Genomic DNA, 22,780 nt, shown 5'->3' with positions numbered 1-22,780 from the left:
GCCCGGAATCTCATGGCACGCATGCCGATGGATCCGTGCCTATACATGGGTGCCGCCGATTCCGTGGAATCGGCGCGGGCGTCCCTCGGCAAGTCCTCCGTCGCCTCTTGTGGAGCTGGCCTCGCGGGATCAAGGCCATCGCCGTGCCGGCGGCGGCGACGGTTCCGTTCCGATGGCCGATTCCATGGGGTCGGAGCGGTCACACCTGAATCTCGCGCAGGCGCTCCAGCGCGTCGGTGTCGGTTTCGTAGCGGCGGGTGTACACCGCCAGCAGCACGACGGCGGCGACGGCCAGCGGCAGGCCGCCCAGCGCCGGGTAGTGGTAGTCCATGCCGGAGACGGTGAGCATCATGCCGCCGACGATGGATCCCACCGCGTTGCCGAAGTTGAACGCCACCTGCACGGTCGCGCCGCCCAGCAGCTCGCCGCCGCCCTTGCCGGCCTCGGCCATGAGCAGCTGCTGCGGCGACGAGACGAAGAACAGGCCGAAGGCGATCCAGAACGTCAGCGCCGCGCAGACCACCGGCGAGCCCGGCGTCACGAACACCAGCAGCAGGCCGATCGCGGCGACGCACTGGCCGAGCGCCGCGGTGCCGGCGTGTCGCCACCGGTCGCAGATGCGTCCGCCGGCGATGCCGCCGACGACCATGCCGAATCCGGCGAGCATCATGAGCAGCGGCACCGTGCCCGAGGCGTAGCCGCCCACGCCGGTCAGCCACGGCGAGACGTAGCTCCACCAGCAGAAGATGCCGGCGTTGCCCAGGAACACGGCCGCGAGGATCAGCCACGGGCCGGGCTTTTTGAGGAACCGGAACTGCCCGGCGAGCCCGGCGTCGCGGATCGGCTCGACGCGCGGCACCCAGCAGGTCACCAGCAGGATCGTCATCGCGCCCCAGGCCGCCAGGATGCCGAACGCAAGGCGCCACGACAGGAACTCGGCCATCAGCGTGCCGGCGGGCACGCCGAGCATGTTGGCCACGGTCTGCCCGGTCACCATCATCGACACGGCGCGCGCCTCCTTGCCTTTCTCGGCCAGCGTCTTGGCGATCAGGGTGGCGGTGCCGAAGAACGCGCCGTGCGGCAGGCCGGAGATGAAGCGCGCCGCGACGAGCATCGGCGAGTTCAGCGCCACGGCGCTCAGCAGGTTGCCGACCAGCGTGAGGGCCATGAACAGGACGATGAGGCGCTTCGGCGGCACGCGGCGGCCGAACACGAGGATCAGCGTGCCGACGCACACGCCGATCGCGTAGGCGGAGATGTAGTTGCCGGCGGTGGGGATGTCGACGCCCATGGCCGCGGCGGCCTGGGGCAGGATGCCCATCATGACGAATTCGGCGGCGCCCAGGACGAACGCGCCCGATGCCAGCGCGAGCAGGCTTCTGTTCATGGTTGTGTTCCTTGCGGTGTGATGGTGCCTTAAGGTGTCGGCCCGGTGCCGGCGTGCGCGCACCGTGCCGTGTCCATGCACGCCCGGCCGTGCGGGCGGCCGGCGCGATGCATAGAAAAAGGGAACCGCCGCAATCGGCGATTCCCTTGAGTTGTCGGGCTGGCGGGATTTGAACCCGCGGCCTCTTCGTCCCGAACGAAGCGCGCTACCAAGCTGCGCTACAGCCCGTTTGGCAACGCAGAAGATAATACAACGAAACCGGGGACAAATGCAACCGGCGTGTCTTACGGCGTGTATCGGCGTCTCGGTACACTGGTGGCTTATGTGTGAGAAGAACGAAATCGTTGAGAATCCGGTCGGCGACCAGGCCGACGGCACCCAGTCCGACGGCCAGCCCGCCGTCCCCGCGATGACCACCATCGAGCGCGCCGAGATGCTGCTGGAGCAGGACGCGGCCATCCGCGCCCGCGTCGACGGCGGCGCCTCGCTGGAGGAGGCCATCGACCCGAGCAACAAGGAGTTCGGCCCGCTGGCGCACCCCGAGCAGGTGCAGATGCGCGTGGCCAAGCGCGCGATGATGCTCCGGGACGGCATCAACCCCTACCCGGTCGAGGTCGGCGTGACCCACACCATCGAGCAGGTGCGCCAGGCCTACGACGGCAGGCTCGAGGCCGGCCAGGAGACCGAGGACGTGGTCGGCGTGGCCGGCCGCGTGCTGTTCCTGCGCAACGCGGGCGGCCTGTGCTTCGTGCAGCTGTCCGCCGGCGACGGCACCACGATCCAGGGCATGATCTCCAAGAAGGAGATCGGCGCCGACTCGCTCAAGCGGTTCAAGCAGCTCGTCGACCTGGGCGACCACCTGTACCTGCACGGCCGCGTCATCGCGTCGAAGACCGGCGAGCTGTCGGTGTTCGCCGACGAGTGGCGCATCGCCGCCAAGGCCCTGCAGCCGCTGCCGGCCCTGCACAAGGAGCTCAACGACGACACCCGCACCCGCAAGCCGTACCTCGGCATGATCGCCGACGAGCGCGTGCGCAACATGGTGCGCAACCGCTCCAAGGCCGTCGCCTCGCTGCGCCGCACCTTCGACGGCCACGACTTCATCGAGGTCGAGACCCCGATGCTGCAGACCGTGCACGGCGGCGCCGCGGCCCGTCCGTTCACCACGCATATGAACGCGTTCGACATCGACCTGTACATGCGCATCGCCCCGGAGCTGTTCCTCAAGCGCTGCCTGGTCGGCGGCATCGACCGCGTGTTCGAGATCAACCGCGACTTCCGCAACGAGGGCGTCGACGCCACGCACGCCCCCGAGTTCACGATGGTCGAGGCCTACCAGGCCTACGGCAACTACGACACCATCGGCCAGCTGACCAAGGAGCTGGTGCAGCGCACCGCGATGGACGTGTTCGGCTCGCTCAAGGTCACGCTGCTCGACGGCACCGAGTACGACTTCGGCGGCGAGTGGAGGACCATCAGCATGTACGACTCGCTCTCCGAGGCCCTCGGCGAGCAGATCGTGCCCAACGGCGGCCCGGACGCGCCCGGCACCAGCGTGGAGCACCTCGGCGCGATCGCCGATAAGCTCGGCGTGGAGCGCGACGACGTGGAGAACCACGGCAAGCTCGTCGAGCACCTGTGGGAGCACTTCTACGAGGACAAGCTCTACGAGCCGGTGTTCGTGCGCGACTTCCCGGTCGAGACCTCGCCGCTGGTCAAGTCCCACCGCTCCAAGCCCGGCGTGGTCGAGAAGTGGGACCTGTACGTGCGCGGTTTCGAGCTGGCGACCGGCTACTCCGAGCTCAACGACCCGGTCGTGCAGCGCGAGCGCTTCGTGGCCCAGGCCAAGGACGCGCTCGCCGGCGACGCCGAGGCGATGGACATCGACGAGGACTTCCTCGAGGCGCTCGGCGTCGGCATGCCGCCGGCGGGCGGCATGGGCATGGGCATCGACCGCCTGCTCATCGCGCTGACCGGCGCGACGATCCGCGAGACGATCACCTTCCCGCTGGTCAAGCCGCTGAACCTGCAGTAGGCGGCGATGCGGTGCTGCCGCGCCGCACCAGCGTCGGCGGCACCAGCAGCTTGTCGGGCATGCCGGTGCGGCGCGCCCCGAGCATCAGCTCGAATGCGGACCGGACCATCTCGGGCAGCGGCTGGCGGACCGTGGTCAGCGGCGGTCCGAGATGGCGCACGCTTTCGATGTCGTCGAACCCCACGACCGACAGGTCGTGGGGGATGTCCAGCCCGAGCTGGTGCGCCGCGTCGTACACGCCGTACGCCTGGGTGTCGCTGCACGCGAAGATCGCCGTCGGGCGGTCCGCCCGGGATAGCATCCGCAGCGCCTGGATGCGGCTTTCCTCGGTCCAGTTGTCGCCCGAGGCGAGCAGGCGGCCGTCGAGGTGGACGCCCTGCTCGCGCAGCGCGGAACGGAACCCGTCCAGCCTCGCCGGGAAGCAGGCCATCGCGGGGTCCCCGGTGATGACGCCGAAGCGTCGATGCCCCAGTTCCAGCAGGTGACGCCCGACCTCCCATCCTCCGGCCCAGTTGTCGATGCGGACCTCGAAGCGGTCCTGCGACGGGGTTCCGGAGGGGTCGATGACCGCGTACTCGGTCTGCAGCTCCTGGCACAGGGTGCGGTCCTGCATCGAGACGTACGCCGAGTCGAACACCATCGCCAGGGGCTTGGCCTGCCGGATCGTCTGAAGGTACCGGTCGTCGCGCCGGCCGTCGCCGTCGGTCTTCGCGCATACGGCCACGGTGAGCCGGTTGTCCGCGGCGTAGTCGGCCGCGCCCTGCAGCAGGTCGGGGATCCACTGCTGGCGCATCGAGTGCACGACGAGCATGATGACGGTCGAGTTGCGATGGCGTACCGGCCGCTTGGCGTAGTTGAGCTCGCGGAGCACCGCTTCGATGCGGTCCCGCGTCTCCTGCGACACCCCGCCCCTGCCGTTGATGACCTTCGACACCGTCGACGGCGTCGAGCCGGCGATCTTGGCGATGTACGACAGCTTGGGGCGGGGCGCGGAATCGTGGTCTTGAGCGTTGGGCATACCGCCATGATAATAAAGAAATTTCTTTTTTCCATGCGTTCGGCGAGATTCGTATAACGGCGCGTGGAGTCCGAGGTGACGAGGAAAGACCTTGATACCGGTCGGAAATCGGACAAAGAAATTTCTTTATATGGAAAGAAATAATGCTGCCCGAGTTCCTACAATGGCACCGTGACCGCATCGCGGACCTAACGACGGGTCCGGCGCGGTCGCTCGGAACGAGGGCGGGGAGCCTGCCGTGAACGTCGCGGAACCGCCCGGTCCGAGGACATGAGAGAAACAAAGGAGTTGCGTCGTATGGACAACGCGAACGTCAGGCTCTCCCTGCGGGAGAAGCTCAGCTATGGCGCGTCGGATTGCGCCTACAACCTCATCTTCAACGTCGTGACCATGTACATGATGTTCTACTACACCGATGTGGTCGGCATCAGCCTGGCCTCCGTCGGCACGCTGTTCCTGGCGGTCCGCGTGCTCGACGCGGTCGCCGGGCCGGTCGTCGGCGCGCTGATCGACAAGACGAACACCAAATGGGGCAAGGTCCGCCCCTGGTTCCTGTGGTTCGCCGGGCCGTTCGCCCTGATCGGCGTCATGACGTTCACCGTGCCCGACTTCGGCGGCGTCGCCCAGATGGTCTACGTGTACATCACCTACATCCTGATGAACTTCCTCGCGGTTTCGGTGACCACGCCCGTGACGGCGATCCTGCCCAACCTCACCACCAACACCCAGGAGCGCGTCAACACGGGCGCCTTCAGGAGCATCGGCGGCCAGGTCGGCGTCATCCTGTCGGGCGCCCTCACCCTGCCGCTGGTCAACCTGCTGGGCCGCGGCGACCAGCGGCTCGGCTTCACGCTCACGATGATCGTGTACGGCGTCGTGTGCGCCGCGCTGCTGCTGATGACCTTCGCGAACACCCGCGAACGCGTCATCACCCCCAAGGAGCAGGAGCCGCCGTTCCTCGACAGCCTCAAGGCCATGCTGCGCAACCGTCCGTGGTGGATCCTGACCCTGCTCAACTTCGTCATCTTCATCGGCGTGGTCGTCAAGTCCTCGTCGATCGTGTACTTCTTCAAGTACAACCTCGGCAGCGAGATGATGTCGTCGCTGGCCAACACCGTGAACTCGGCGGGCATGATCGTCGGCATGCTGCTGGTGCCGCTGCTGGCGCGCCGCCTGAAGAACCGCAACATCGCCATCCTGTTCTTCGCCATCGGCATCGGCGGCGCCCTGCTGCTGTTCGTCGGCGAACAGCTGGGGTCCGTGCCGTTCATCCTGTTCGCGATCGCGGTCACGGCGTTCTCGCAGGCCGGGCAGAGCACGGTGTTCGTGATGCTGGCCGACGTGGTCGACTACGGCGAGTGGAAGACCGGGGTGCGCAGCCAGGGCCTGATCACGGCGTGCGCCGCCATCGGCACGACCTGCGGCGCCGGCATCGCGGGATGGCTCGGCACGTTCATCCTCGACGTCAACGGATTCGTCGCCAACCAGGAGCAGACCGCCTCGGCCCTCGGCGCCATCTCGTTCAACTTCGTCTGGCTGCCCGCGATCTGCAGCGCCATCGCGATCGTGCTGATGCTGATGTACAAGGTCGACTACCGGATCGACTCCATCCGCGAGGAGCTCGCCGCGCGCAAGCACTGAGCGGCGTCCCGTCCCGGGCGTGCGCGGCCCGGAGCGTCGGGCCGCGCACGCCGAACCGAACCATCACGAACGCCGGCGCGACGGCCGGCCTGCAAGGAGGACACATATGAATATCGCACTCGAGCCGATGTCGTTCGACGTGGACGGCGGCGACCGCGGCGCGCTGACGCTGCGCGGCACCCGATACCTGCCCGAGGGCTTCGGCGCCGACGGCGGGCACCCGGTGGCGGTGCTGATGCACGGGTTCGGCGGCAACCGCATCGATTTCTCCGGCTTCATCGTGCAGGTCGGGCGCACGCTCGCCGAGCACGGCGTCGTCGCGGTGGCCTACGACCGCGCCGGCCATGGCGAAAGCGACGGCGACTTCTTCGACACCACGATCGCGGGGGACGTCGACGACGCCCTGCAGGTCATCGCGGCGGTGCGGCGGATGCCCGGCGTCGATCCGAACGATCTGCATCTCGTGGGGCTGAGCTTCGGCGCCGTGCAGTCGACGTATCTGGCCCCGCTGCTGGACGTCCCGCCGCGCTCGCTGACGCTGTGCTCGACCGCGTCGTCATACGCGGACGAGATCCGCGGCGGCCACCTGCAGGGGCAGCCGCTGGACTCCGTGGCCGCCACCGGGTACTTCGACTTCATGGGCGTGGCCATGGGACCGGCGCTGATCGACGAGGCCAAGGCCACCGACGTGTACGCGAAGGCGCAGGGGTACGACGGCCCCGTCCTGTTCGTCCACGGCACCGAGGACTTCATTCCGGTCGACTATGTCGAACGCTACCGTGACGTGTACGGCGAGCGCATGGAGACCATGATCGTGCAGGGCGGAAACCACGGGTTCGGCAATGTCGCCCATCGCCGCGCCATCATGCCTCGGATCGCGCAGTTCGTGTCCGGCCATGCGCTGCACGCGGCCGCGTGACGCAGCGCATTCATTCGTTGCCTGAATCTATCCCCGACGCGCATCCGTTCCTGTGACGGATGCGCGTTCTTCGTCGGCCGGTGCCGCCATGCCGCCGACATCCCGCGGCCGCCGGCGGGAGGGGCTTTCGTATCATGGAAAGCCATGGGAACGGGAACGGGAACGGGAATGGGCATGTGGCTGAGGGGCATGCGGCCGAAGACGCTGCCGGCGAGCGTGGCTCCGGTGGCGATCGGCGCGGCGGCGGGGTGGGAGTCCCTGCGCGGGCTGGAGGTGTGCCCGGCGATCTACCCGCGACCCGACTACTGCGACTCGAACGCCGACCTGCTGGGGGTGCTGGAGTCGCGGTTCTGGGTGATGACGCTGCTGTGCGCCCTGGTCGCCCTGTTCCTGCAGATCGCGGTCAACCTCGCCAACGACTACGCCGACGGCGTGCGCGGGGTCGACGCCGGCCGCGGCGCGCAGGGGGGCGGCGCCGCGCCGGCCCGGCTGGTCGCCTCCGGCGTCCCGCCGAAACGTGTGCTGCTGGCCGCCGGCGTCGCCGCGGCGCTCGCCTGCCTGTGCGGATGCGCCGTCGTCGCGGTCACCGGGCACTGGTGGCTGCTGCTGGCCGGCGCGTGCTGCGTGCTGGCCGGCTGGTTCTACACCGGCGGCCGCCGCCCGTACGGCTACGCCGGGCTGGGCGAGCTGGCCGTGTTCGTCTTCTTCGGCCTTGTGGCCGTGCTGGGCGCCGAATACGTCGTCTCCGACGGCGTCAGCGTCGCCGGCTGGTTCGGGGCGGTGTACGCGGGGGTGTTCTCCTGCGTGCTGCTCATGGTCAACAACCTGCGCGACCTGGACGGCGACCGCCGGCACGGCAAGCGCACGCTCGCCGTGCGCATGGGCGGCCCGGTGGCCCGCTGGTTCCTGACGTTCGTGTACTGCGTGGCCGCGTTGTCGGTCGTGGCGATCGTGGTGGGCAGGATGGCGGTCGCGCTCGTGCACTGGTCGGGCGTCGCCTGCGGCTACGAGGCGGCGGACGGCGGCGTGCGGTGCGCGCCGATCCCGCCCACCGGCGACGAATGGGTGCCCGGCATCCTCGGGTTCGTGCTGCTGGCCCTCGCCGTCGTGATGGTCCGCGCGCTGCTGCGCCGCGACTACGGCCGGGCCCTGCCGTTGGCGAGCCTGACGCTGCTGCTGTACGCCGTGATCTTCGTCAGCCTGATGCCGTCGGTCGTGGACGCGCTCACGCCGCTGCCGTAGCCGGTGCGGGTGGCGCCCGGCGGCATCGGCGCCTACAATGGGTGCAGGAGTTGGGCATGTCGAAATCAGGGGGGGCAGACATGATGGCTTTGCAGCAGCGGATACGGCATAGGTCGGCGACGTGGCCGCAGCGGGTGGCAAGCGCGGCGATCGCGGTGCTGATCGGTGCGGGCGCCTCGTTCGCGCCTTTGTATATGGACCTTTGGGGCGGGGACATGCGGCACGCCATGTGTCCCGTCTTCGGCGGCAGGCCGGATGTCCCCGACGGGCGGGGCTATGGCCTGTGCGTGACCCCGTTGCCGTGGTTCTTCGGCATGGGGGCGCTGTGTCTGCTGATGGCCGTGTGCTTCGCGTCGTACTGCGATTGCGCCGGGAGGTTCGCCGAACGCGGCGGGCTGCCTGCGGACGGCCATGTTCCGGAGTCGATGCGCGGAGCGTGGCGCGGCATGCTGGCCTGGCTGTTCTCCGGGTTCGCGTGCTGCGCGGCGCTGTCGGTGCTGGCGGGGGCCGGCTGGCTGCCGACGCTGTATTTCGTCGCCGTCATGGGCGTGGCGACACAGGCGATGTGGGATGTGCTCGGCCGGCTTGGCGTGTCGGTGCCGGCGGCGGCTGTGCGGGTCCTGTCCGCCCTGGCGTGGGGCGGTGCCGTCGCCGTGGTCACGCAGGCGTTGGTGTCGTACCGGGTGACGTTCTCCGGCGGGGTGGCGGGCGCCGTGATCTCGGCGTGCTGCGCGGTGATGCTGTGTTCGGTGGGGAACGATGATGACGACGACCTCGGTTTGTCCGGTCTGCTTCGTACCGGTCCGTTGTTTGGCTCGTTGGCGTTCGGCCTGGCGTGGGTGCTGACGTTGCATCGGGTCGTGCCGCTGGTCGCTGGGCCGGTTCGGGTCAATGCCCCGGCGTTCTCGGTGAACGATGCGGGCGGATTGGTCGAAAGCCCATGGGGCGAACACACGATACCGGCGTTGGTCGTCGCCGCGGTGGCGCTGACCGTCGTCGCGCTGGTGGCCGGCGTGGCGGCGGCCGTGGCGTCGGGAGCGCGTTCCGGACGCGGTGCGGCCAACCGCATGCGGTTGGCGCGGTTGGGCTACGCGGTGGCCGGGGTGTGCATGGCGGTGGCCTTCGTCATCGGATTCACCCTGTCCTGACGGCCGGCGCGGGCGGTGGAAACGGCGGCTCGGAAACGGCGGCAATGCGCCGCTTCGTCGGGTTTATCGCATAGACTGGGTTCATGGCTTACAAATTAGTACTGCTCCGGCACGGCCAGAGCGCATGGAATAAAACCAATCAGTTCACCGGCTGGGTCGACGTCCCGCTGACCGAGCAGGGCGTCGAGGAGGCCAAGCGCGGTGGCCAGCTGCTCAAGGAGAAGAACGTCCTGCCGGACATCGTCTTCACCTCGCTGCTGCGTCGCGCCATCAACACCGCCAACATCGCCCTTGACGAGGCCGATCGCCTGTGGATTCCCGTCAAGCGCAGCTGGCGTCTCAACGAGCGCCACTACGGCGCCCTGCAGGGCAAGAACAAGACCGAGATCCGCGAGGAGTACGGCGACGAGAAGTTCATGATCTGGCGCCGCTCCTACGCGACCCCGCCGCCCGAGATCGACCCGAACGACCAGTACGCCCAGAACAACGACCCGCGCTACGCGGGCGACCCGGTCCCGGAGACCGAGGCCCTCGCCAACGTGGTCGAGCGCGTGACCCCGTACTGGGAGTCCGAGATCATCCCGGAGCTCAAGGCCGGCAAGACCGTCCTGATCGCCGCCCACGGCAACTCGCTGCGCGCCATCGTCAAGATGCTCGACGGCCTGTCGGAGGAGGAGATCGCCAAGGTCAACATCCCGACCGCCATCCCGCTGCTGTACGAGCTGGACGAGAACTTCAAGCCGATCAAGCCGCGTGGCGAGTACCTGGATCCGGAGGCCGCGGCCGCCGGCGCCGCCGCCGTCGCCGCCCAGGGCCAGAAGTGATCTGACCCTCCGGCTGGAGAAGGAAAGCCGTGCATCCCGAGTCCGGGGTGCACGGCTTTTGCGTCGGTCCGCATGGTCCGCACGCCCATGCGGGCCGCATGATCCGACCGATCCGGCGTTCCGGGCGTGTCGCCCGTGCGCCGCGCCATGCGGCGGCACGCCCGGGCCACTACGTAGCCGTGCCGCGTCGTGGGCGGCGCCAGGCACGGGCGGCATGCGACCGCGCGCTGACGGCGGAGCGACGTACGCGCGCGGCATTGCGGGGCGGGGCGCGTGGTACGCGGGGGCGTGCGGACAACGAAAACGGCGGATGGCTCGGGCCATCCGCCGCCGTGCTATGACGTCGAAGCGAATCGACGGGTCTTCTAGTAGATGCTGCCTTCCTCGTCGCGCGACGGCTCCTTCGAGGGGTCGAAGCCCGAGACGATGAAGACCACGCGGCGCGCCGCGGAGACGGCGTGGTCGCCGAGGCGCTCCATGTAGCGGCCCAGCAGCACCAGGTCGATGAGCTGCTGCTTGCTGCCCCGCCACTCGTCGGAGAGCATGAGGTCGAAGGTCTTGTGGTGCAGCGCGTCCAGCTTGTCGTCGTCGATGATGATCTGCTCGGCGATCTTCGCGTCGCGGTCGGCGAGCATCGTCACCATGCGGTCGGCGGTCATCGTCAGGAAGTCCTGCATCTCGGTGAACAGCGCCTTGGCGTCGTCGGTCAGCGGGGACTGCGGGTAGGTGCGGCGGGCGGTCTCCGCGATGTGGCGGGCCAGATCGCCCATGCGCTCGAACGTGGCGGCCAGGCGCAGCGTCGAGACGACCACGCGCAGATCGGTGGCGACCGGGTTCTGCTTGGCCAGCAGCTTGACGCACTGGTCGATGACGCTCGACTCGAGCGCATCGATTTCGATGTCGCCGTCGATGACGGCCTGGGCGGCCTCAAGGTTCGAGTTCAGCAGCGCGTCGCCGGCGCCGTTGATCGCGGTGCGCACGTCCTGCACCATGCGATCGAGGTCATCGGCGACGGCCTTGAGCTCCTCGTCGAAAATAACGCGCATTGTTAAGCCTTTCGTGGTAGTGCGGTACAACCTCAACCAGTGTAATATTTTCGGCGTTGTTTTGCAGGCAACGTAGTCAATGGCCACCCGCCGTTGGCCGAAAGTTCATCGGTTCGTTCACCCTGCATTCATCTTGCGCGCCCGTATGCGACAATGGCCGTATGCCTCTGTTCAACGATCCCAGCATGCTCATCTTCGTCGCGTTCGGCATCATCGGGGTGGCGCTCGTGGCCGTGGTGGCGTTCTTCCTGATGGACCGCATCGCCCCCGTCGTCTCCGGGCTGCTGGGGGGCGCGTCGCCGATGAGCGTGATCGACAGCGGGCTGCATCGCGTGATGCCGCGCCGCCGGCAGGACGACGAGGAGGAGCGCGACGACCTGGACGACGCCGCGGCGGCGCTGCTGTCCATCCTGCCCGGCGCGTCGGTCGTGGTGGACGCCTCCGACGAGGTGGTGCGCGCCAGCCCGGCCGCCTACGCGCTGGGCGTCGTCATCGACGACGCCGTGGCCGACGGGCGCGTGCTGGACGAGATCCACCGCATCCGCGAGTCGGGCGGCCGGTGCCAGTTCAACATCACGACGACGACGCCGTGGCAGTACGAGCATGCGTTCGACGACCTCGACACGAACGCGCGGGAGCGCCGCCGCTCGCGCTCCGTGACCCGCCCGAACTGGCTGAAGGTCACGGTGGGCCGCATCGACGACCGTTTCGTGGTCGTGCTGCTGGAGGACCTGAGCGAGGCCATACGGTTCGCGCAGGTGCGCGACTCGTTCATCACCAACGTCTCGGAGCAGCTGCTCAAGCCGACCCAGGCGCTCGCCACGCTCGCCGACTCGCTCGAGCAGGGCGACGCGGACCGCGAGCAGGTCGTCCGGGACGCGCGGCTGGTCCGCTCGACCTGCGGCCACCTCAACCGCATGGTCTCCGACCTGCTGCTGCTCATCAAGGCCCAGGAGCCGATCACCCCGTCGGCGGCGAACGTGATCACGGTGATGGACCAGGTCCGGGCGGCCGTCGCCTCGGTCCGGGCCGGGGCCGGGGCGCGGGGCATCAGGATCGACGTGACCGGCGACGACGCGCTCGCGGTGCATGGGGACGCCGAGCAGATCCGCACGGCCCTGGTCAAGATGCTGGACAACGCGGTGGCGTACTCGCCGGACGGCTCGGCGGTCACGGTCACCGTCGGCGAGTCGAAGGACGGCGGCCAGGCGGTCATCCGGGTCATCGACCGCGGCTGCGGCATCGCGCAGAACGAGCAGACGCGCGTGTTCGAGCGGTTCTACCGCGGCACGAACCAGAACGAACGCACCCGGGACGGCATCGGCCTGGGGCTGGCGATCGTCAAGCATGTGGCGCTGACCCACCACGGCTCCGCATCCGTGTGGAGCCGTCTGCACCAGGGCAGCACCTTCGTCCTGTCGCTGCCGCTGGCGGGCTGAAGGTCGGGGTGGACGGGAACCGGCCGGGAATGCGCCCGCGCGCCGATGCGTCGCGCCGATACCGGTAAGCCGGACGCGCCTGACGGGCCGCCTGGCGGGTCACACGCCGAGGCGGCGGTAGTCCCAGCGGTCGAAGTGCTCCCAGACCAGCATCATGATGCCGATGACGACGCCGATGACGCACACCACCGACACCTCGGCCGGCACGATGCCCAGCACCTGCAGGACGATGCTGACCGCGCAGGCCAGTATCCACAGGATGGTGCCGATGGTGAACGCCTTGCGCAGGTCCACGCGCACGGGCTTCGGCGTCGGCTTGCGTGCGCTCGGGTCGATGATCGGGGCAAACTTCATAGCACTACTGTATCTCCTGGATGCGCCGCCGTCCGCGCCCTACAGGCGCTCGACGACATAGTCGATGCACTCGGTGAGCGCGATGACGTCGGCCGGCTCCACGGACGGGAACACGCCGATGCGCAGCTGGTTGCGCCCGAGCTTGCGGTATCCGGAGGTGTCGACGATGCCGTTCTCGCGCAGCGCCGCGGTGATCTGCTTGGCGTTGATCGAGTCGTCGATGTCGATGGTCACCACCGCATGCGAGCGGCACGCCGGGTCGTCGACGAACGGGCGGGCGTACTCGGAGCGCTCGGCCCAGCGGTACAGCAGCGAGGCGGACTTGTCGCAGCGGGCGGTCGCCCAGGCCATGCCGCCGTTGTTGTTCAGCCAGCGCACCTGCTCCTCGAGCATGACCAGCGTGGCGATCGCGGGCGTGTTCAGCGTCTGGTCCTTGCGGGAGTTCTCGATGGCCGACTTCAGCGACAGGAACGGGGGGATCCAGCGCCGTGCGCCCTCCAGTCCGGTGCTCTTCTCGATGCCGTACGCGCGGGCGACGGCGTCGGGGGAGAGGATGGCCAGCCACAGGCCGCCGTCCGAGCCGAAGGCCTTCTGCGGGGAGAAGTAGTAGGCGTCGGTCTGCGCGATGTCGACGCGCAGCGCGCCGGCCGCGCTGGTGCCGTCCACGATGGTCAGCGCGCCCTGCTCGCGCGAGCCCTCGATGCGGCGCACCGGGGCCGCCACGCCGGTCGACGTCTCGTTGTGCGCCCAGCAGTAGGCGTCCACGTATTCGGTCGGCTCCGGCAGGCGGCAGGAGCCGGGCTCGGCCTCGTAGACGACCGGATCCTCCAGGAACGGCGCCGATTTCGTGGAGGCGGCGGCCTTCGCGGAGAACGAGCCGTAGACGCCGAACGCGGCCTGGCGCGTGATCAGCGACGCGCAGGCGATGTCCCAGAACGCGGTGGCGCCGCCGTTGCCGAGCACCACCTCGTAGCCGTCGGGGACGGCGAAGAACGAGGCCAGGCCCTCCCGGATCGACCCGACCAGCTGCTTGACGGGCGTCTGGCGGTGCGAGGTGCCCAGGATCGTGGTGGCGCCGGCCTCCAGGGCGTGCACCTGGTCGGGGCGGATCTTGCTGGGGCCGGAGCCGAAGCGGCCGTCTTCCGGCAGCATCGACGGAGGGATGACTACTGTATTGGACATGGCTTCCAGCCTAGCCGCATCCGGCCGGCGAATCACGTGTTGCCCGGGTGTCGGACTGTCTCGGCGGCGTGCGCGAGCCGTCCGGCACTTATATATATAAGTATGCGTGCATGGGTATGCACCCGTATGCGGTTCGCATGCGGGTGCATGCCACGGGTGGCGGCTCCGGGTGGTCGGACGGCGCCCGCGGAATCGTGGTGACACGCCCGGATTGCATAGCAAGGCCGATATTTTGTGCGAAAATGTTCACCGCGGACGCGAACCGTTGGAATTCGGGGTTTTCCCCGAGTCGTCCCCGAGCGGTTCCCCGACTCCGGCCACCCCGCGCGGGCGGCCTTGGCGAGACCTCGTTGTAAGGTGCTCAACTGTGACGGTTATGTGACGCCGCCCAACAGGCGCGTCGAAGTCCGGCTAAGGAGTGTTTGGCATATGAAGCATGCGGCCCATAAGGCAGCCAATGGTTCACGTCAGGGCGTAGCTACCTCGCGGTCGCTGTTCTCGCCGACCAGCGGATCGCACAGCGCCAAGGCGGTGCGCATGGTCCAGATGGCCAACGGCAACGGCGCCATCCTCGGACTCGACCAGGCGGTCGCGGACAAGCTGAACGAACTCGCCCCCCAGACCCGTCGCGCGATGCGTGAGGCGGCCCGCGCCGCCGAGCGTCGCTCCCACATCCTTGCGTCGGCCTCGCTGGCCGCGCTGGTCGGCACCGCGGCCACGGCTGTGGCCTTCGCCGGCCCCGACGACCTTTCCGGCAGCGTGTTCGCCGCCGACCCGGCCACGACGACCACGCAGCTCAACCGCATCACCACCAACGTGGTGTCCCGTTCCGAGGACCGCACCCCGCTGACCGACACCGTCGCCGACGGCACCGCGGCGGCCTCCGGCGCGGCCGAGACCACCGACGCCCCGCCCACCGAGCAGGTCACCGCCGACGGCCAGTGGCTGGCCGGCGACGCGAACACCGTCAGCGACGTCAACCAGCTGTCCCGCTCCACCGCGGACAACCCGGTCGTCGCCGCGCTGATGGACGGCGACTACGATCTGCTTCCGGAGGGCTTCAACCCCAACCACGCGACCGGCGACACCGGCAACGCCTACGAGTTCAGCCAGTGCACCTGGTGGGTGTACGTGCGCCGCCACCAGCTGGGCCTGCCCGTCGGCTCCTATTTCGGCAACGGCTGCATGTGGGCGAACTCGGCGCGCGCGCTCGGTTACTGGGTGGACAACACCCCGCGCCACGTCGGCGACATCATGGTGTTCGCCGCCGGCCAGGCCGGATCGGACGCCACCTACGGCCACGTCGCGATCGTCGAGCAGATCAACCCGGACGGCTCCATCGTGACCTCGGAGTGCGGCTCGGTCATGAACGGCGAGACCTATTCGCGCACCTACACCAACGTCAGCGACTTCCAGTTCATCCACTACTGATCGTCCGGCGCGTCCGACGCCTGGGCCGCGGCCGCTGCGACCGTCCGCCGGGGTGGCAACATGCCTCGGTCGCCAACACGCCGCGCATGGTCGGCGGCATCGCGGCGTTCCAGGGCGGACGGTTCGTCGGTGGGCTACGGCCACGTCGCCATCGTCGAAGAATCTATGCGGACGGCGGCGTGCGCGTCTCCGAGACAGGCTTCGGGTTCGCCGGCGGGTTCTCCGGCACGCGCGTGTTCTCCGACATCTGCGCCCACCGGTACATCCACTCATTCACTTCTGCCCCGCACCGCATGGACCCATCGTGCCGGTGGCCGCACGGGCGGGCGCGCCGACAGTCCCGGAGCGTCGCCGTGGCGGGCGGACGGGGGCCGCGCCGAGACTCGCGCTGGCGCGGCGTCGGCCCGTCAGCCCCGTTTGATGACATTGGGCAGTTCGTCGCCCGTCATGGCCAGTTCGAGGTGGCGGTCCCAATCGGGGCGGTCGCGCAGGAGCAGGTACGGGGATCTGAGGTCGTCCGCCGTCGTGTAGTCGGCGTCCGCCCGGGGCACGCGGTATTGCAGATCGCAGGTGATTCGGTCGTCCCGTTCCAAGTGTTCCATCCAGCGCAGCTGGCTCCGATCGTGCATGTTGATCGTCACCTGGCGGGCGGTGCCGTATTCCTCGTCCGGCGTGCAGGTCAGCCGTCCGGTGCCGTCCTGCGCGGTGGCGCTTTCCACGGTGCAGGTGATCGTGAATCGGGCCGACGTGAGCGGCTCCGCCGCCCGCTGCCGTTCCACGACGACCTGGGCGATGCCGATGGCGGCCAGGAGGGCGGCGATCAGCAGGATGCCGATCGCCGCATGCCGTGTTCTTGCTTTCATCACGCCGTCCTTTCGTGGATTCCGGGCGGGCAGGCGGGCGGCGAAGCGACGATGGGGGATCGGGGTCTGCGTCATGCGGATCGGCCCCCGATATCCCACCGGCGTCGTCATCGACATGGTCGGGATCGCGTTCATGGCCGCCGTGCCGTTCTGAGACCGAGGATATGGCCGTGTGCGCGTAGCGTCAATGCGGCATGCAGATATCTGCATGGGCGCGCCGACGGCCCCGGAGCGTCGCCGTGGCGGGCGTACGGGGGCCGCGCCGCGCGGACGCCCGACGGCGGTTTTCAGGTTTGTACAAGGTGGCGTGCTAAGGTACTGAAGCGATGATGAACGTGAAGAAATCCGTAACCATGCTGGTCGCCGTCGCGGCCATCGGGGCCACCTGCGCCGTCATGGCGCCGCTGGCCACCGCCGACGATGTGGAGACCGTCACCTCCTCCCGTTCGTTCCCCAAGGTCACCACGGTCAAGAAGGACCTGTTCGCCGAGGCGACCTCCACCGAGGTGGACGCCGACGCCGATTGGGGCGGCATCGAAAGCCTCGACGTCCCGCAGACCAAGTCGGCCGCGGAGATCGCCGCCGAGGAGCAGGCCGCCGCGGAGGAGGAGGCCCGTCAGGCCGCCGCCGCTGCCGCAGCCGCGAGCCGTTCCGCCGAGCGTGACTCGCTGTCGTCCGGCACGTCGGCCACCACCACGACCGTGACCCCGCCCGCCAGCGCCACCGGCGCGTCGCTGGCGTCGTACGCCACGCAGTTCGTCGGCGCCCCGTACGCCTGGGGCGGCAGCACCCCGTCCGGGTGGGACTGCTCCGGCTTCGTCATGTACGTGTTCGCCCAGTTCGGCGTCTCCCTGCCGCACAGCTCCGGCGCGATGATGAGCGTCGGCTCCCCGGTCGGCAGCCTTGCCGAGGCCCAGCCCGGCGACATCATCACCAACTCCGGCCACGCCGCCATCTACATAGGCAACGGCATGGTGGTCAACGCGCTGAACGTCGGCCAGGGCACCCAGATCACCTCGGTGTCGACCTCGTTCTACGGCAGCTACGCGATCCGCCGCGTGCTGTAGCGACAACGCTTCCGGCCCGGCGTGGTTCCGGGTCCTCGAAACGGGCGTGCTCCCCGAGGGCGCGCCTGTTTTCGTTTTTTTCGCGGAAAACGTTACCCCGCTATCGCCCGATCGCGGGGTATTGTGGTGATAGGGGCGGCGCAGAGCGGCGCCGTCGATATCGAAGGAGGTCGTCATGATCAACGACAAAGCCATTCTCGTGGGCGTCGACGGTTCGCACGCCAGCTACAAGGCCACATGGTGGGCCGCCAACTACGCCAAGCACGCCGGACTCACGCTGCAGATCGTCTGCGCGTATTCGCTGCCGAGCTATGCGGCCGTCTCCTTCGACGCCACCTACACCGCGATGGGCGACGACAACGCGGCCCACAGCGACGCGCAGGAGATCCTGTCGAAGGCCAAGGCCATCGCCGACGAGCAGGGCGTCGAGGCGGCCACGCTGATCGTGACCGGCGACCCGTCCTCGGTGTTCGTCGAGCTGTCGCGCAACTACAACCTCATCGTCATCGGCAACCGCGGCAAGGGCGGCCTCGCGGAGCGCCTGCTGGGCACCACCAGCTCCAGCCTGCCCGCGTACGCGTACTGCCCGATCGTCGTCGTGCCCTACACCGACGACGAGGGCAACCCGATGCACCTGAACAACACCATCACCAAGGTCGCCGTCGGCTCCGACGAGTCGAAGTGGGGCATCAAGGCGCTGGAGATCGCCGCCGACTTCGCCGCGACGTGGGACGCCGAGCTCGACGTCATCTCGGCGGTGCCGAAGATGCAGGGCGCCGACGGCGACAAGGCCGTGATCGACGCCTACATGGAGGACCTGGAGGTGCGCGTCGCCCCGATCCTGGAGCGGCACCCCGACCTGAAGCTCAACAAGTCCGTGGTGCCCGGCTCCGCGGTCGACGCGCTGACCCGCGCCAGCCACGACCACGACGTCGTGGTGGTCGGCTCCCGCGGCCGCGGCGGCTTCACCGGCCTGCTGTTCGGCTCGACCAGCCAGGGGCTGCTGCAGCATTCGGTGAATCCGGTGTACGTGGTGCCGCGCAAGTACGTGGAGGCCGCGGAGACCCGCCTCGACAACGCGCCGAGCTCGCCGGCCGACATCCCGACCAAGCCGCTGGAGTCGATCAGCGGCGTCGAGGAGGTGTCGGTGCCGACCGCCGACGCCGAGCAGGCGCAGCACATCGAATCCGAGATCGACCCGCTGCGCCGGGGCTGACCGGGGGCGGTGCGCCGCCGATCCGGCGAGAACATGGAGGGGCCGCGGACGGCTGTCGTCGTCCGCGGCCCCTCGTCGTGCCGTGCCGCCGCCGGTCAGTGGCGCACCGTCACGTCGAGCCGCACCGGGGTCTCGTGCGCGTAGGTGCGCGAGACCGTGCAGCCCTTGTCGATGTGCCGCGTGATGCGCTCCTTGAGCTTGTCGGCGTCCTCGTCGCTGAGCCCGGCGTCGGTGGCGTCGACGACGAGCTGCTCGTTGAAGTTGATGTATGCGTTGTCGGCGTCGTCGTAGGTGCCGTCCACGACGATCCTGGCGCCCCGGCCCTCGCCGAGCGTGTGCTCGACGGCGAACTGGCTGGACAGCGCCGCGCATCCGGCCAGGGCGATCTTCATCAGATCGCCGGGCGAGAACTGGCCCTTGCCCTTGCCGAACTTGATGTGGGCGCCGTCGTCGCTGAACGCGTCCCAGGAACCGTCCTTGTTGCGCTCGACCCAAAGCCGCTTGCCCATAGTGCCTCCTCGATGCTCGTGATGGGTGTGCCGGCGCGTCCCGCGCCCGACACCTCCAATGTAGCCCACGACACGTTCGCGGTCGGCGCATTCGCCGCCAAGGTCGGGCGTGTTTGCAAGACTGGGACGCATGGCTTTGACTCCCGAACAGCTCGCAGACATCCGCACCCGCATCCCGGCCCGCCCCGACACCGACATCCCGATGCCGTACGAGGACCTGGTGCGCCGGATCCTGACCGAGGGCACCCTGAAATCCGACCGCACCGGCACCGGCACCATCTCGCTGTTCGGCCAGCAGATGCGCTTCGACCTGTCCGAGTCGTTCCCGCTGCTGACGACCAAGACGGTGTTCTTCAAGGGCATCGCCTACGAGCTGCTGTGGTTCCTCAAGGGGTCCAGCAACGTGCGCTGGCTGCAGGAGCACAATGTGCACATCTGGGACGAATGGGCGGATGAGAACGGCGACCTGGGCCCGGTGTACGGCGTGCAGTGGCGCAGCTGGCCGGCCCCGACCCCGGACGACCCGAACCGCACCATCGACCAGATCGCCAACGTACTCGACCTGATCCGCAACCACCCGGACTCGCGGCGGATGGTCGTCACCGCGTGGAACCCCGCCGAGGTCGAGCGGATGGCGCTGCCGCCGTGCCACGCGCTGTTCCAGTTCTACGTGGCCGACGGCGGGCTGTCGTGCCAGCTGTACCAGCGCAGCTGCGACATGTTCCTCGGCGTGCCGTTCAACATCGCCTCGTACTCGCTGCTGACGCTGATGATGGCGCAGCAGACCGGCCTGGAGCCGGGCGAGTTCGTGTGGACCGGCGGCGACTGCCACGTGTACGACAACCACATCGACCAGGTGCTCGAGCAGCTGGGGCGCACGCCGTACCCGTATCCGCGGATCCGCATCCGCAGGGCCGACTCGCTGTTCGACTACACGTACGAGGACTTCGAGATCGTCGACTACCGGCACCACCCCAGGATCTCGGCGCCGGTCGCGGTCTGAGACCGGCCGCTTCCCGTCGGCGGGGGAGCGGGCATGCCCCCCGCGTCGGTGCCGCCCTATACACTAAGTGCCAGTTCCGCAACCCAAGGAGTGAAGAAATGGAGCACGACAGTAGCCTCAGCGGCTATCACGAACCCGAGCCCGGAGAAGCCGGGCTTGAGGAAGAGGAGGATTGGGGCGACGACTTCCCCAAGACCTTCTCGGTGAACCTGATCTGGGCCGAGGCCCGTGACCGCAGCGGCCATGCCGGCGCCATCGGAGTCGATGGCGGCATGCCCTGGCACCTGCCCGAAGACCTCAAACATTTCACGGAGCTGACGATCTCCCACCCGGTCATCATGGGCCGGCGCACCTGGGAGTCGTTGAGCGGCAAGTACCGTCCGCTGCCGAACCGCGACAACATCGTGGTCTCCCGCAACCCGCAGTACGCCGCGCCCGGCGCCACCGTCGTGGACAACCTGGAGGCGGCGCTCGACCTGGCCCGCCAGGAGGCGATCCCCGACGACGGCATGGACCGCAGCGAGATCTGGGTCATCGGCGGCTCGCAGCTGTTCGAGGAGGCCCTGCCCCAGGCCGACAAGGCCTATGTGACGCAGATCCGCGCCACCGTGGACGCCGACACCTACGCCCCCGACATGGACGCGCTGGTGGAGTCGGGGCTGTGGCAGCCCGTCGAACGCTCGCCGTGGCTCAAGCCTGCCGCGGGCGACTCCGGCATCGCGGAATTTCGTTACATCACCTATTGCAAGACCCGCTGACGGCGGCCCGACGGCCCCTTCGGCGACCAACACGAATCGACGAGGTTACCACTGACATGACCACCAACCGCCCCTACACCGTGATGACCGTGTGCACCGGGAACATCTGCCGTTCCCCGATGGCGGAGATCATCCTGCGCACCGAATTCGAGCGGCGAGGCCTGTCCGACCGCGTGCGCGTGCTTTCCAGCGGCGTGAGCGACGAGGAGTACGGCAATCCGATCGACCGGCGTGCGGTGCGCGTGCTCAGGGCGCGCGGGTACGAGATCCCGTCCCACCACTTCGCGCATCGCATCGAGCCGGACGAGATCGAGGAGACCGACCTGTTCCTGCCGATGACCGCCTCGCACATGCGGGCGCTGAAGCGCCAGCTGCCGGTCGGCAAGCAGGCGGAGGTGCATATGTACCGCAGCTTCGACCCGAACCTGCCCAAGCCCGCCGAAGGGCGCGAGGACGAGATCGACCTGGTGGATCCGTGGTACGGTGGCCCGCACGAGTTCGAGGTCGCCATCGATCAGATCGAGCAGGTCGCCCCGTACATCGTCGATTGGGTGGAGGCGCGTCTCGGCTGACGCCGGTCGCCGTGCCCGGCTGCGGGCGGCGCGGTGCCGTCGCCGGCGGGACGGCGTATGAGTGTGCGAGAGGGCCGTGCATCCTGGGTTGGTCCGGGGTGCACGGCCTTTTCGTATGTGTGTGGTGCTCCGCGGCTGCGGTGCGTTGCGCCGTGCCGCTTGCCTGGCCCAGGTGTGTATGTGCGTGAGGCTGAGTTGGTGCTTTCGGACTGTACGCCTGTGTCACTGCCAGGCGTGTATGTGCGTGGCCTGAGCCTGCGTGTGTGTGCGCCGTGATGGGGCTCTGCTCGGCTTTTCGGGTTCGGCGGCGTGCGGGTCGCACGCGTGCGTGGCGGGACGACCGGGATACCGCGGGTGGAGTGGCATGGCCGCTGTCCGACGGGTCGTATACGTATGTGGTTGATGTGGCTGCGGCGTGCGAGCCACGTGCGATGCATGGATGCGTGGCTCTCCGGTGGGCGTGTGCTGCGGTGAAAACGGCACGGCGGGCGCGTGTCTCGCGGCGATTCGGGGTGATCTTGACTAGCTGTAGCGGATTTCCGGGGTTGCAGACACCCATCTGCGCTAGCTGAGGCATGTCTGCGGGCGGACCCGCAGTACGAATGGCGCCATATCAAGGCCGATACCCGGGGTCTGGCCTCCAGGATGCCTCACCTAATGCAGATGGGTGTCTGCAACCCCGGGAATTGACTACACATAGTCGAGTTAGGGGCAGACGGCAAGGTCTTGAGTGGGTAAATGGGCGTTGTACGGTCGGTCGGCGATCACGCGATGGCGGATGCGCCCGGCGTTCGTTCGGCGGCCGGGCGGGTCCTGCGGCCCGTCCGCGGGGCCGATGGCTCTGGCGTCGGCTTTGGCTGGTAAACAACGAGGCGACTGCGTTTTACCCGACGCCTGGCGATCCCCAATGTCGGTTCGGTAGCGCAGGCGCCGCCGCAGGTGCTACCGAACCGACACCCGGGAGAAAAGCGGCCGCGTCACACATGACGCATTCGGATAACCGGCTCTTCCGGTTTTCGTGTGTGTGATGGGAGAGCCGTGGGGCATCATGGTTGGTTGTGAAGAAGATAACCGAAGATGTCTCACGGCCTGTACGCGAGTTTAACAGGTTCGACGGGGATGCGTT

At 68.5% G+C, this 22,780-nt stretch carries 20 protein-coding genes and 1 tRNA gene; 13 read left to right on the top strand and 8 right to left on the bottom strand.

The annotated features are described in order from the left end of the window. Positions 1-199 precede the first annotated feature (199 nt). Together KIH73_RS09765 and KIH73_RS09760 are read right to left on the bottom strand one after the other, a co-directional pair. Positions 200-1,387, bottom strand: a complete 1,188-nt coding sequence (locus tag KIH73_RS09765) for an MFS transporter (protein ID WP_219083015.1) — start codon at positions 1,385-1,387, stop codon at positions 200-202. 154 nt (positions 1,388-1,541) lie between these two features. Then, a tRNA-Pro gene (locus tag KIH73_RS09760) sits at positions 1,542-1,615 on the bottom strand. 94 nt (positions 1,616-1,709) lie between these two features. Between KIH73_RS09760 and lysS the strand changes: the two genes are divergently transcribed. Then, positions 1,710-3,422: a lysine--tRNA ligase gene (lysS, locus tag KIH73_RS09755; RefSeq protein WP_219083013.1), complete on the top strand. Its 1,713-nt coding sequence runs from the start codon at positions 1,710-1,712 to the stop codon at positions 3,420-3,422. On the opposite strand, the gene KIH73_RS09750 is transcribed toward lysS, so the two are convergent. Beyond that, positions 3,400-4,440: a LacI family DNA-binding transcriptional regulator gene (locus tag KIH73_RS09750; protein ID WP_219083011.1), complete on the bottom strand. Its 1,041-nt coding sequence runs from the start codon at positions 4,438-4,440 to the stop codon at positions 3,400-3,402. The two genes, lysS and KIH73_RS09750, sit on opposite strands and share 23 nt — an antisense overlap. A 297-nt stretch (positions 4,441-4,737) precedes the next feature. On the opposite strand from KIH73_RS09750, the gene KIH73_RS09745 reads away from it, so the two are divergent. The 5 genes from KIH73_RS09745 to KIH73_RS09725 all read left to right on the top strand — a co-directional run bounded on the left by KIH73_RS09745 (position 4,738) and on the right by KIH73_RS09725 (position 10,214). Then, complete coding sequence (locus KIH73_RS09745) at positions 4,738-6,081, top strand: MFS transporter (protein WP_219083009.1); 1,344 nt, start codon at positions 4,738-4,740, stop codon at positions 6,079-6,081. Positions 6,082-6,187: 106 nt separating this feature from the next. Then, positions 6,188-7,000 (top strand): alpha/beta hydrolase, encoded by an 813-nt coding sequence (locus KIH73_RS09740; protein ID WP_219083007.1) that lies wholly within the window; start codon positions 6,188-6,190, stop codon positions 6,998-7,000. Positions 7,001-7,144: 144 nt separating this feature from the next. After that, entirely contained in the window at positions 7,145-8,242 is a 1,098-nt protein-coding gene (gene menA / locus KIH73_RS09735; RefSeq protein WP_236022712.1) for a 1,4-dihydroxy-2-naphthoate octaprenyltransferase, read from the top strand. 50 nt (positions 8,243-8,292) lie between these two features. Beyond that, positions 8,293-9,390 (top strand): hypothetical protein, encoded by a 1,098-nt coding sequence (locus KIH73_RS09730; RefSeq protein ID WP_219083003.1) that lies wholly within the window; start codon positions 8,293-8,295, stop codon positions 9,388-9,390. An 83-nt stretch (positions 9,391-9,473) separates the two neighbouring features. Beyond that, the gene (locus KIH73_RS09725) at positions 9,474-10,214 is read left to right on the top strand and encodes a phosphoglyceromutase (RefSeq protein ID WP_219083001.1); all 741 of its coding nucleotides are present in this window, start codon (positions 9,474-9,476) and stop codon (positions 10,212-10,214) included. Positions 10,215-10,579: 365 nt separating this feature from the next. On the opposite strand, the gene phoU is transcribed toward KIH73_RS09725, so the two are convergent. Next, on the bottom strand, positions 10,580-11,260 hold the full coding sequence (gene phoU, locus KIH73_RS09720; protein ID WP_219082999.1) for a phosphate signaling complex protein PhoU: 681 nt from the start codon (positions 11,258-11,260) through the stop codon (positions 10,580-10,582). 251 nt (positions 11,261-11,511) lie between these two features. Here phoU and KIH73_RS09715 point away from each other — a divergent pair, with 251 nt between their 5' ends. After that, entirely contained in the window at positions 11,512-12,699 is a 1,188-nt protein-coding gene (locus KIH73_RS09715; protein WP_420830231.1) for a sensor histidine kinase, read from the top strand. Between the two features lie 99 nt (positions 12,700-12,798). Here KIH73_RS09715 and KIH73_RS09710 read toward each other — a convergent pair whose 3' ends face one another. Both KIH73_RS09710 and serC read right to left on the bottom strand, forming a co-directional pair. Further along, entirely contained in the window at positions 12,799-13,053 is a 255-nt protein-coding gene (locus KIH73_RS09710) for a DUF2530 domain-containing protein (RefSeq protein WP_219082995.1), read from the bottom strand. Positions 13,054-13,092: 39 nt separating this feature from the next. Continuing rightward, the gene (gene serC / locus KIH73_RS09705; protein ID WP_219082993.1) at positions 13,093-14,235 is read right to left on the bottom strand and encodes a phosphoserine transaminase; all 1,143 of its coding nucleotides are present in this window, start codon (positions 14,233-14,235) and stop codon (positions 13,093-13,095) included. A gap of 429 nt (positions 14,236-14,664) precedes the next feature. Here serC and KIH73_RS09700 point away from each other — a divergent pair, with 429 nt between their 5' ends. Further along, a complete protein-coding gene (locus KIH73_RS09700; RefSeq protein ID WP_219082991.1) occupies positions 14,665-15,666 on the top strand; it encodes a CHAP domain-containing protein in 1,002 nt (333 codons plus the stop codon). Between the two features lie 407 nt (positions 15,667-16,073). Here the strand turns inward: KIH73_RS09700 and KIH73_RS09695 are convergent, their stop codons facing one another. After that, a complete protein-coding gene (locus KIH73_RS09695; protein ID WP_219082989.1) occupies positions 16,074-16,529 on the bottom strand; it encodes a hypothetical protein in 456 nt (151 codons plus the stop codon). Positions 16,530-16,855: 326 nt separating this feature from the next. Here KIH73_RS09695 and KIH73_RS09690 point away from each other — a divergent pair, with 326 nt between their 5' ends. Both KIH73_RS09690 and KIH73_RS09685 read left to right on the top strand, forming a co-directional pair. Continuing rightward, on the top strand, positions 16,856-17,596 hold the full coding sequence (locus KIH73_RS09690; protein ID WP_236022711.1) for a C40 family peptidase: 741 nt from the start codon (positions 16,856-16,858) through the stop codon (positions 17,594-17,596). 175 nt (positions 17,597-17,771) lie between these two features. After that, on the top strand, positions 17,772-18,812 hold the full coding sequence (locus KIH73_RS09685; RefSeq protein ID WP_219082987.1) for a universal stress protein: 1,041 nt from the start codon (positions 17,772-17,774) through the stop codon (positions 18,810-18,812). Between the two features lie 95 nt (positions 18,813-18,907). Here KIH73_RS09685 and KIH73_RS09680 read toward each other — a convergent pair whose 3' ends face one another. Next, a complete protein-coding gene (locus KIH73_RS09680) occupies positions 18,908-19,321 on the bottom strand; it encodes an OsmC family protein (protein ID WP_219082985.1) in 414 nt (137 codons plus the stop codon). A 202-nt stretch (positions 19,322-19,523) separates the two neighbouring features. On the opposite strand from KIH73_RS09680, the gene KIH73_RS09675 reads away from it, so the two are divergent. The 3 genes from KIH73_RS09675 to KIH73_RS09665 all read left to right on the top strand — a co-directional run bounded on the left by KIH73_RS09675 (position 19,524) and on the right by KIH73_RS09665 (position 21,654). Further along, a complete protein-coding gene (locus tag KIH73_RS09675; RefSeq protein WP_219083023.1) occupies positions 19,524-20,324 on the top strand; it encodes a thymidylate synthase in 801 nt (266 codons plus the stop codon). Between the two features lie 98 nt (positions 20,325-20,422). Continuing rightward, positions 20,423-21,082, top strand: a complete 660-nt coding sequence (locus KIH73_RS09670; RefSeq protein WP_219082983.1) for a dihydrofolate reductase — start codon at positions 20,423-20,425, stop codon at positions 21,080-21,082. Between the two features lie 56 nt (positions 21,083-21,138). Then, complete coding sequence (locus tag KIH73_RS09665) at positions 21,139-21,654, top strand: low molecular weight protein-tyrosine-phosphatase (RefSeq protein WP_219082981.1); 516 nt, start codon at positions 21,139-21,141, stop codon at positions 21,652-21,654. Positions 21,655-22,780: the final 1,126 nt, after the last annotated feature.

Source organism: Bifidobacterium phasiani (assembly GCF_019331775.1).
In the GTDB taxonomy this organism is placed as follows: domain Bacteria; phylum Actinomycetota; class Actinomycetes; order Actinomycetales; family Bifidobacteriaceae; genus Bifidobacterium; species Bifidobacterium phasiani.
This window is presented reverse-complemented; position numbering and strand designations above follow the sequence as displayed.

Bases quoted from the DNA above. Each gene is read 5' to 3' on its own strand.
- KIH73_RS09695 (WP_219082989.1), bottom strand. From the start codon at position 16,529: ATGAAAGCAAGAACACGGCATGCGGCGATCGGCATCCTGCTGATCGCC.
- KIH73_RS09665 (WP_219082981.1), top strand. From the start codon at position 21,139: ATGACCACCAACCGCCCCTACACCGTGATGACCGTGTGCACCGGGAAC.
- KIH73_RS09690 (WP_236022711.1), top strand. From the start codon at position 16,856: ATGATGAACGTGAAGAAATCCGTAACCATGCTGGTCGCCGTCGCGGCC.
- KIH73_RS09715 (WP_420830231.1), top strand. From the start codon at position 11,512: ATGGACCGCATCGCCCCCGTCGTCTCCGGGCTGCTGGGGGGCGCGTCG.
- KIH73_RS09750 (WP_219083011.1), bottom strand. From the start codon at position 4,440: ATGCCCAACGCTCAAGACCACGATTCCGCGCCCCGCCCCAAGCTGTCG.
- phoU (WP_219082999.1), bottom strand. From the start codon at position 11,260: ATGCGCGTTATTTTCGACGAGGAGCTCAAGGCCGTCGCCGATGACCTC.
- KIH73_RS09700 (WP_219082991.1), top strand. From the start codon at position 14,665: ATGAAGCATGCGGCCCATAAGGCAGCCAATGGTTCACGTCAGGGCGTA.
- KIH73_RS09670 (WP_219082983.1), top strand. From the start codon at position 20,423: ATGGAGCACGACAGTAGCCTCAGCGGCTATCACGAACCCGAGCCCGGA.
- KIH73_RS09680 (WP_219082985.1), bottom strand. From the start codon at position 19,321: ATGGGCAAGCGGCTTTGGGTCGAGCGCAACAAGGACGGTTCCTGGGAC.
- KIH73_RS09745 (WP_219083009.1), top strand. From the start codon at position 4,738: ATGGACAACGCGAACGTCAGGCTCTCCCTGCGGGAGAAGCTCAGCTAT.
- lysS (WP_219083013.1), top strand. From the start codon at position 1,710: ATGTGTGAGAAGAACGAAATCGTTGAGAATCCGGTCGGCGACCAGGCC.
- KIH73_RS09765 (WP_219083015.1), bottom strand. From the start codon at position 1,387: ATGAACAGAAGCCTGCTCGCGCTGGCATCGGGCGCGTTCGTCCTGGGC.
- KIH73_RS09710 (WP_219082995.1), bottom strand. From the start codon at position 13,053: ATGAAGTTTGCCCCGATCATCGACCCGAGCGCACGCAAGCCGACGCCG.
- KIH73_RS09675 (WP_219083023.1), top strand. From the start codon at position 19,524: ATGCCGTACGAGGACCTGGTGCGCCGGATCCTGACCGAGGGCACCCTG.
- menA (WP_236022712.1), top strand. From the start codon at position 7,145: ATGGGAACGGGAACGGGAACGGGAATGGGCATGTGGCTGAGGGGCATG.
- serC (WP_219082993.1), bottom strand. From the start codon at position 14,235: ATGTCCAATACAGTAGTCATCCCTCCGTCGATGCTGCCGGAAGACGGC.
- KIH73_RS09740 (WP_219083007.1), top strand. From the start codon at position 6,188: ATGAATATCGCACTCGAGCCGATGTCGTTCGACGTGGACGGCGGCGAC.
- KIH73_RS09685 (WP_219082987.1), top strand. From the start codon at position 17,772: ATGATCAACGACAAAGCCATTCTCGTGGGCGTCGACGGTTCGCACGCC.
- KIH73_RS09725 (WP_219083001.1), top strand. From the start codon at position 9,474: ATGGCTTACAAATTAGTACTGCTCCGGCACGGCCAGAGCGCATGGAAT.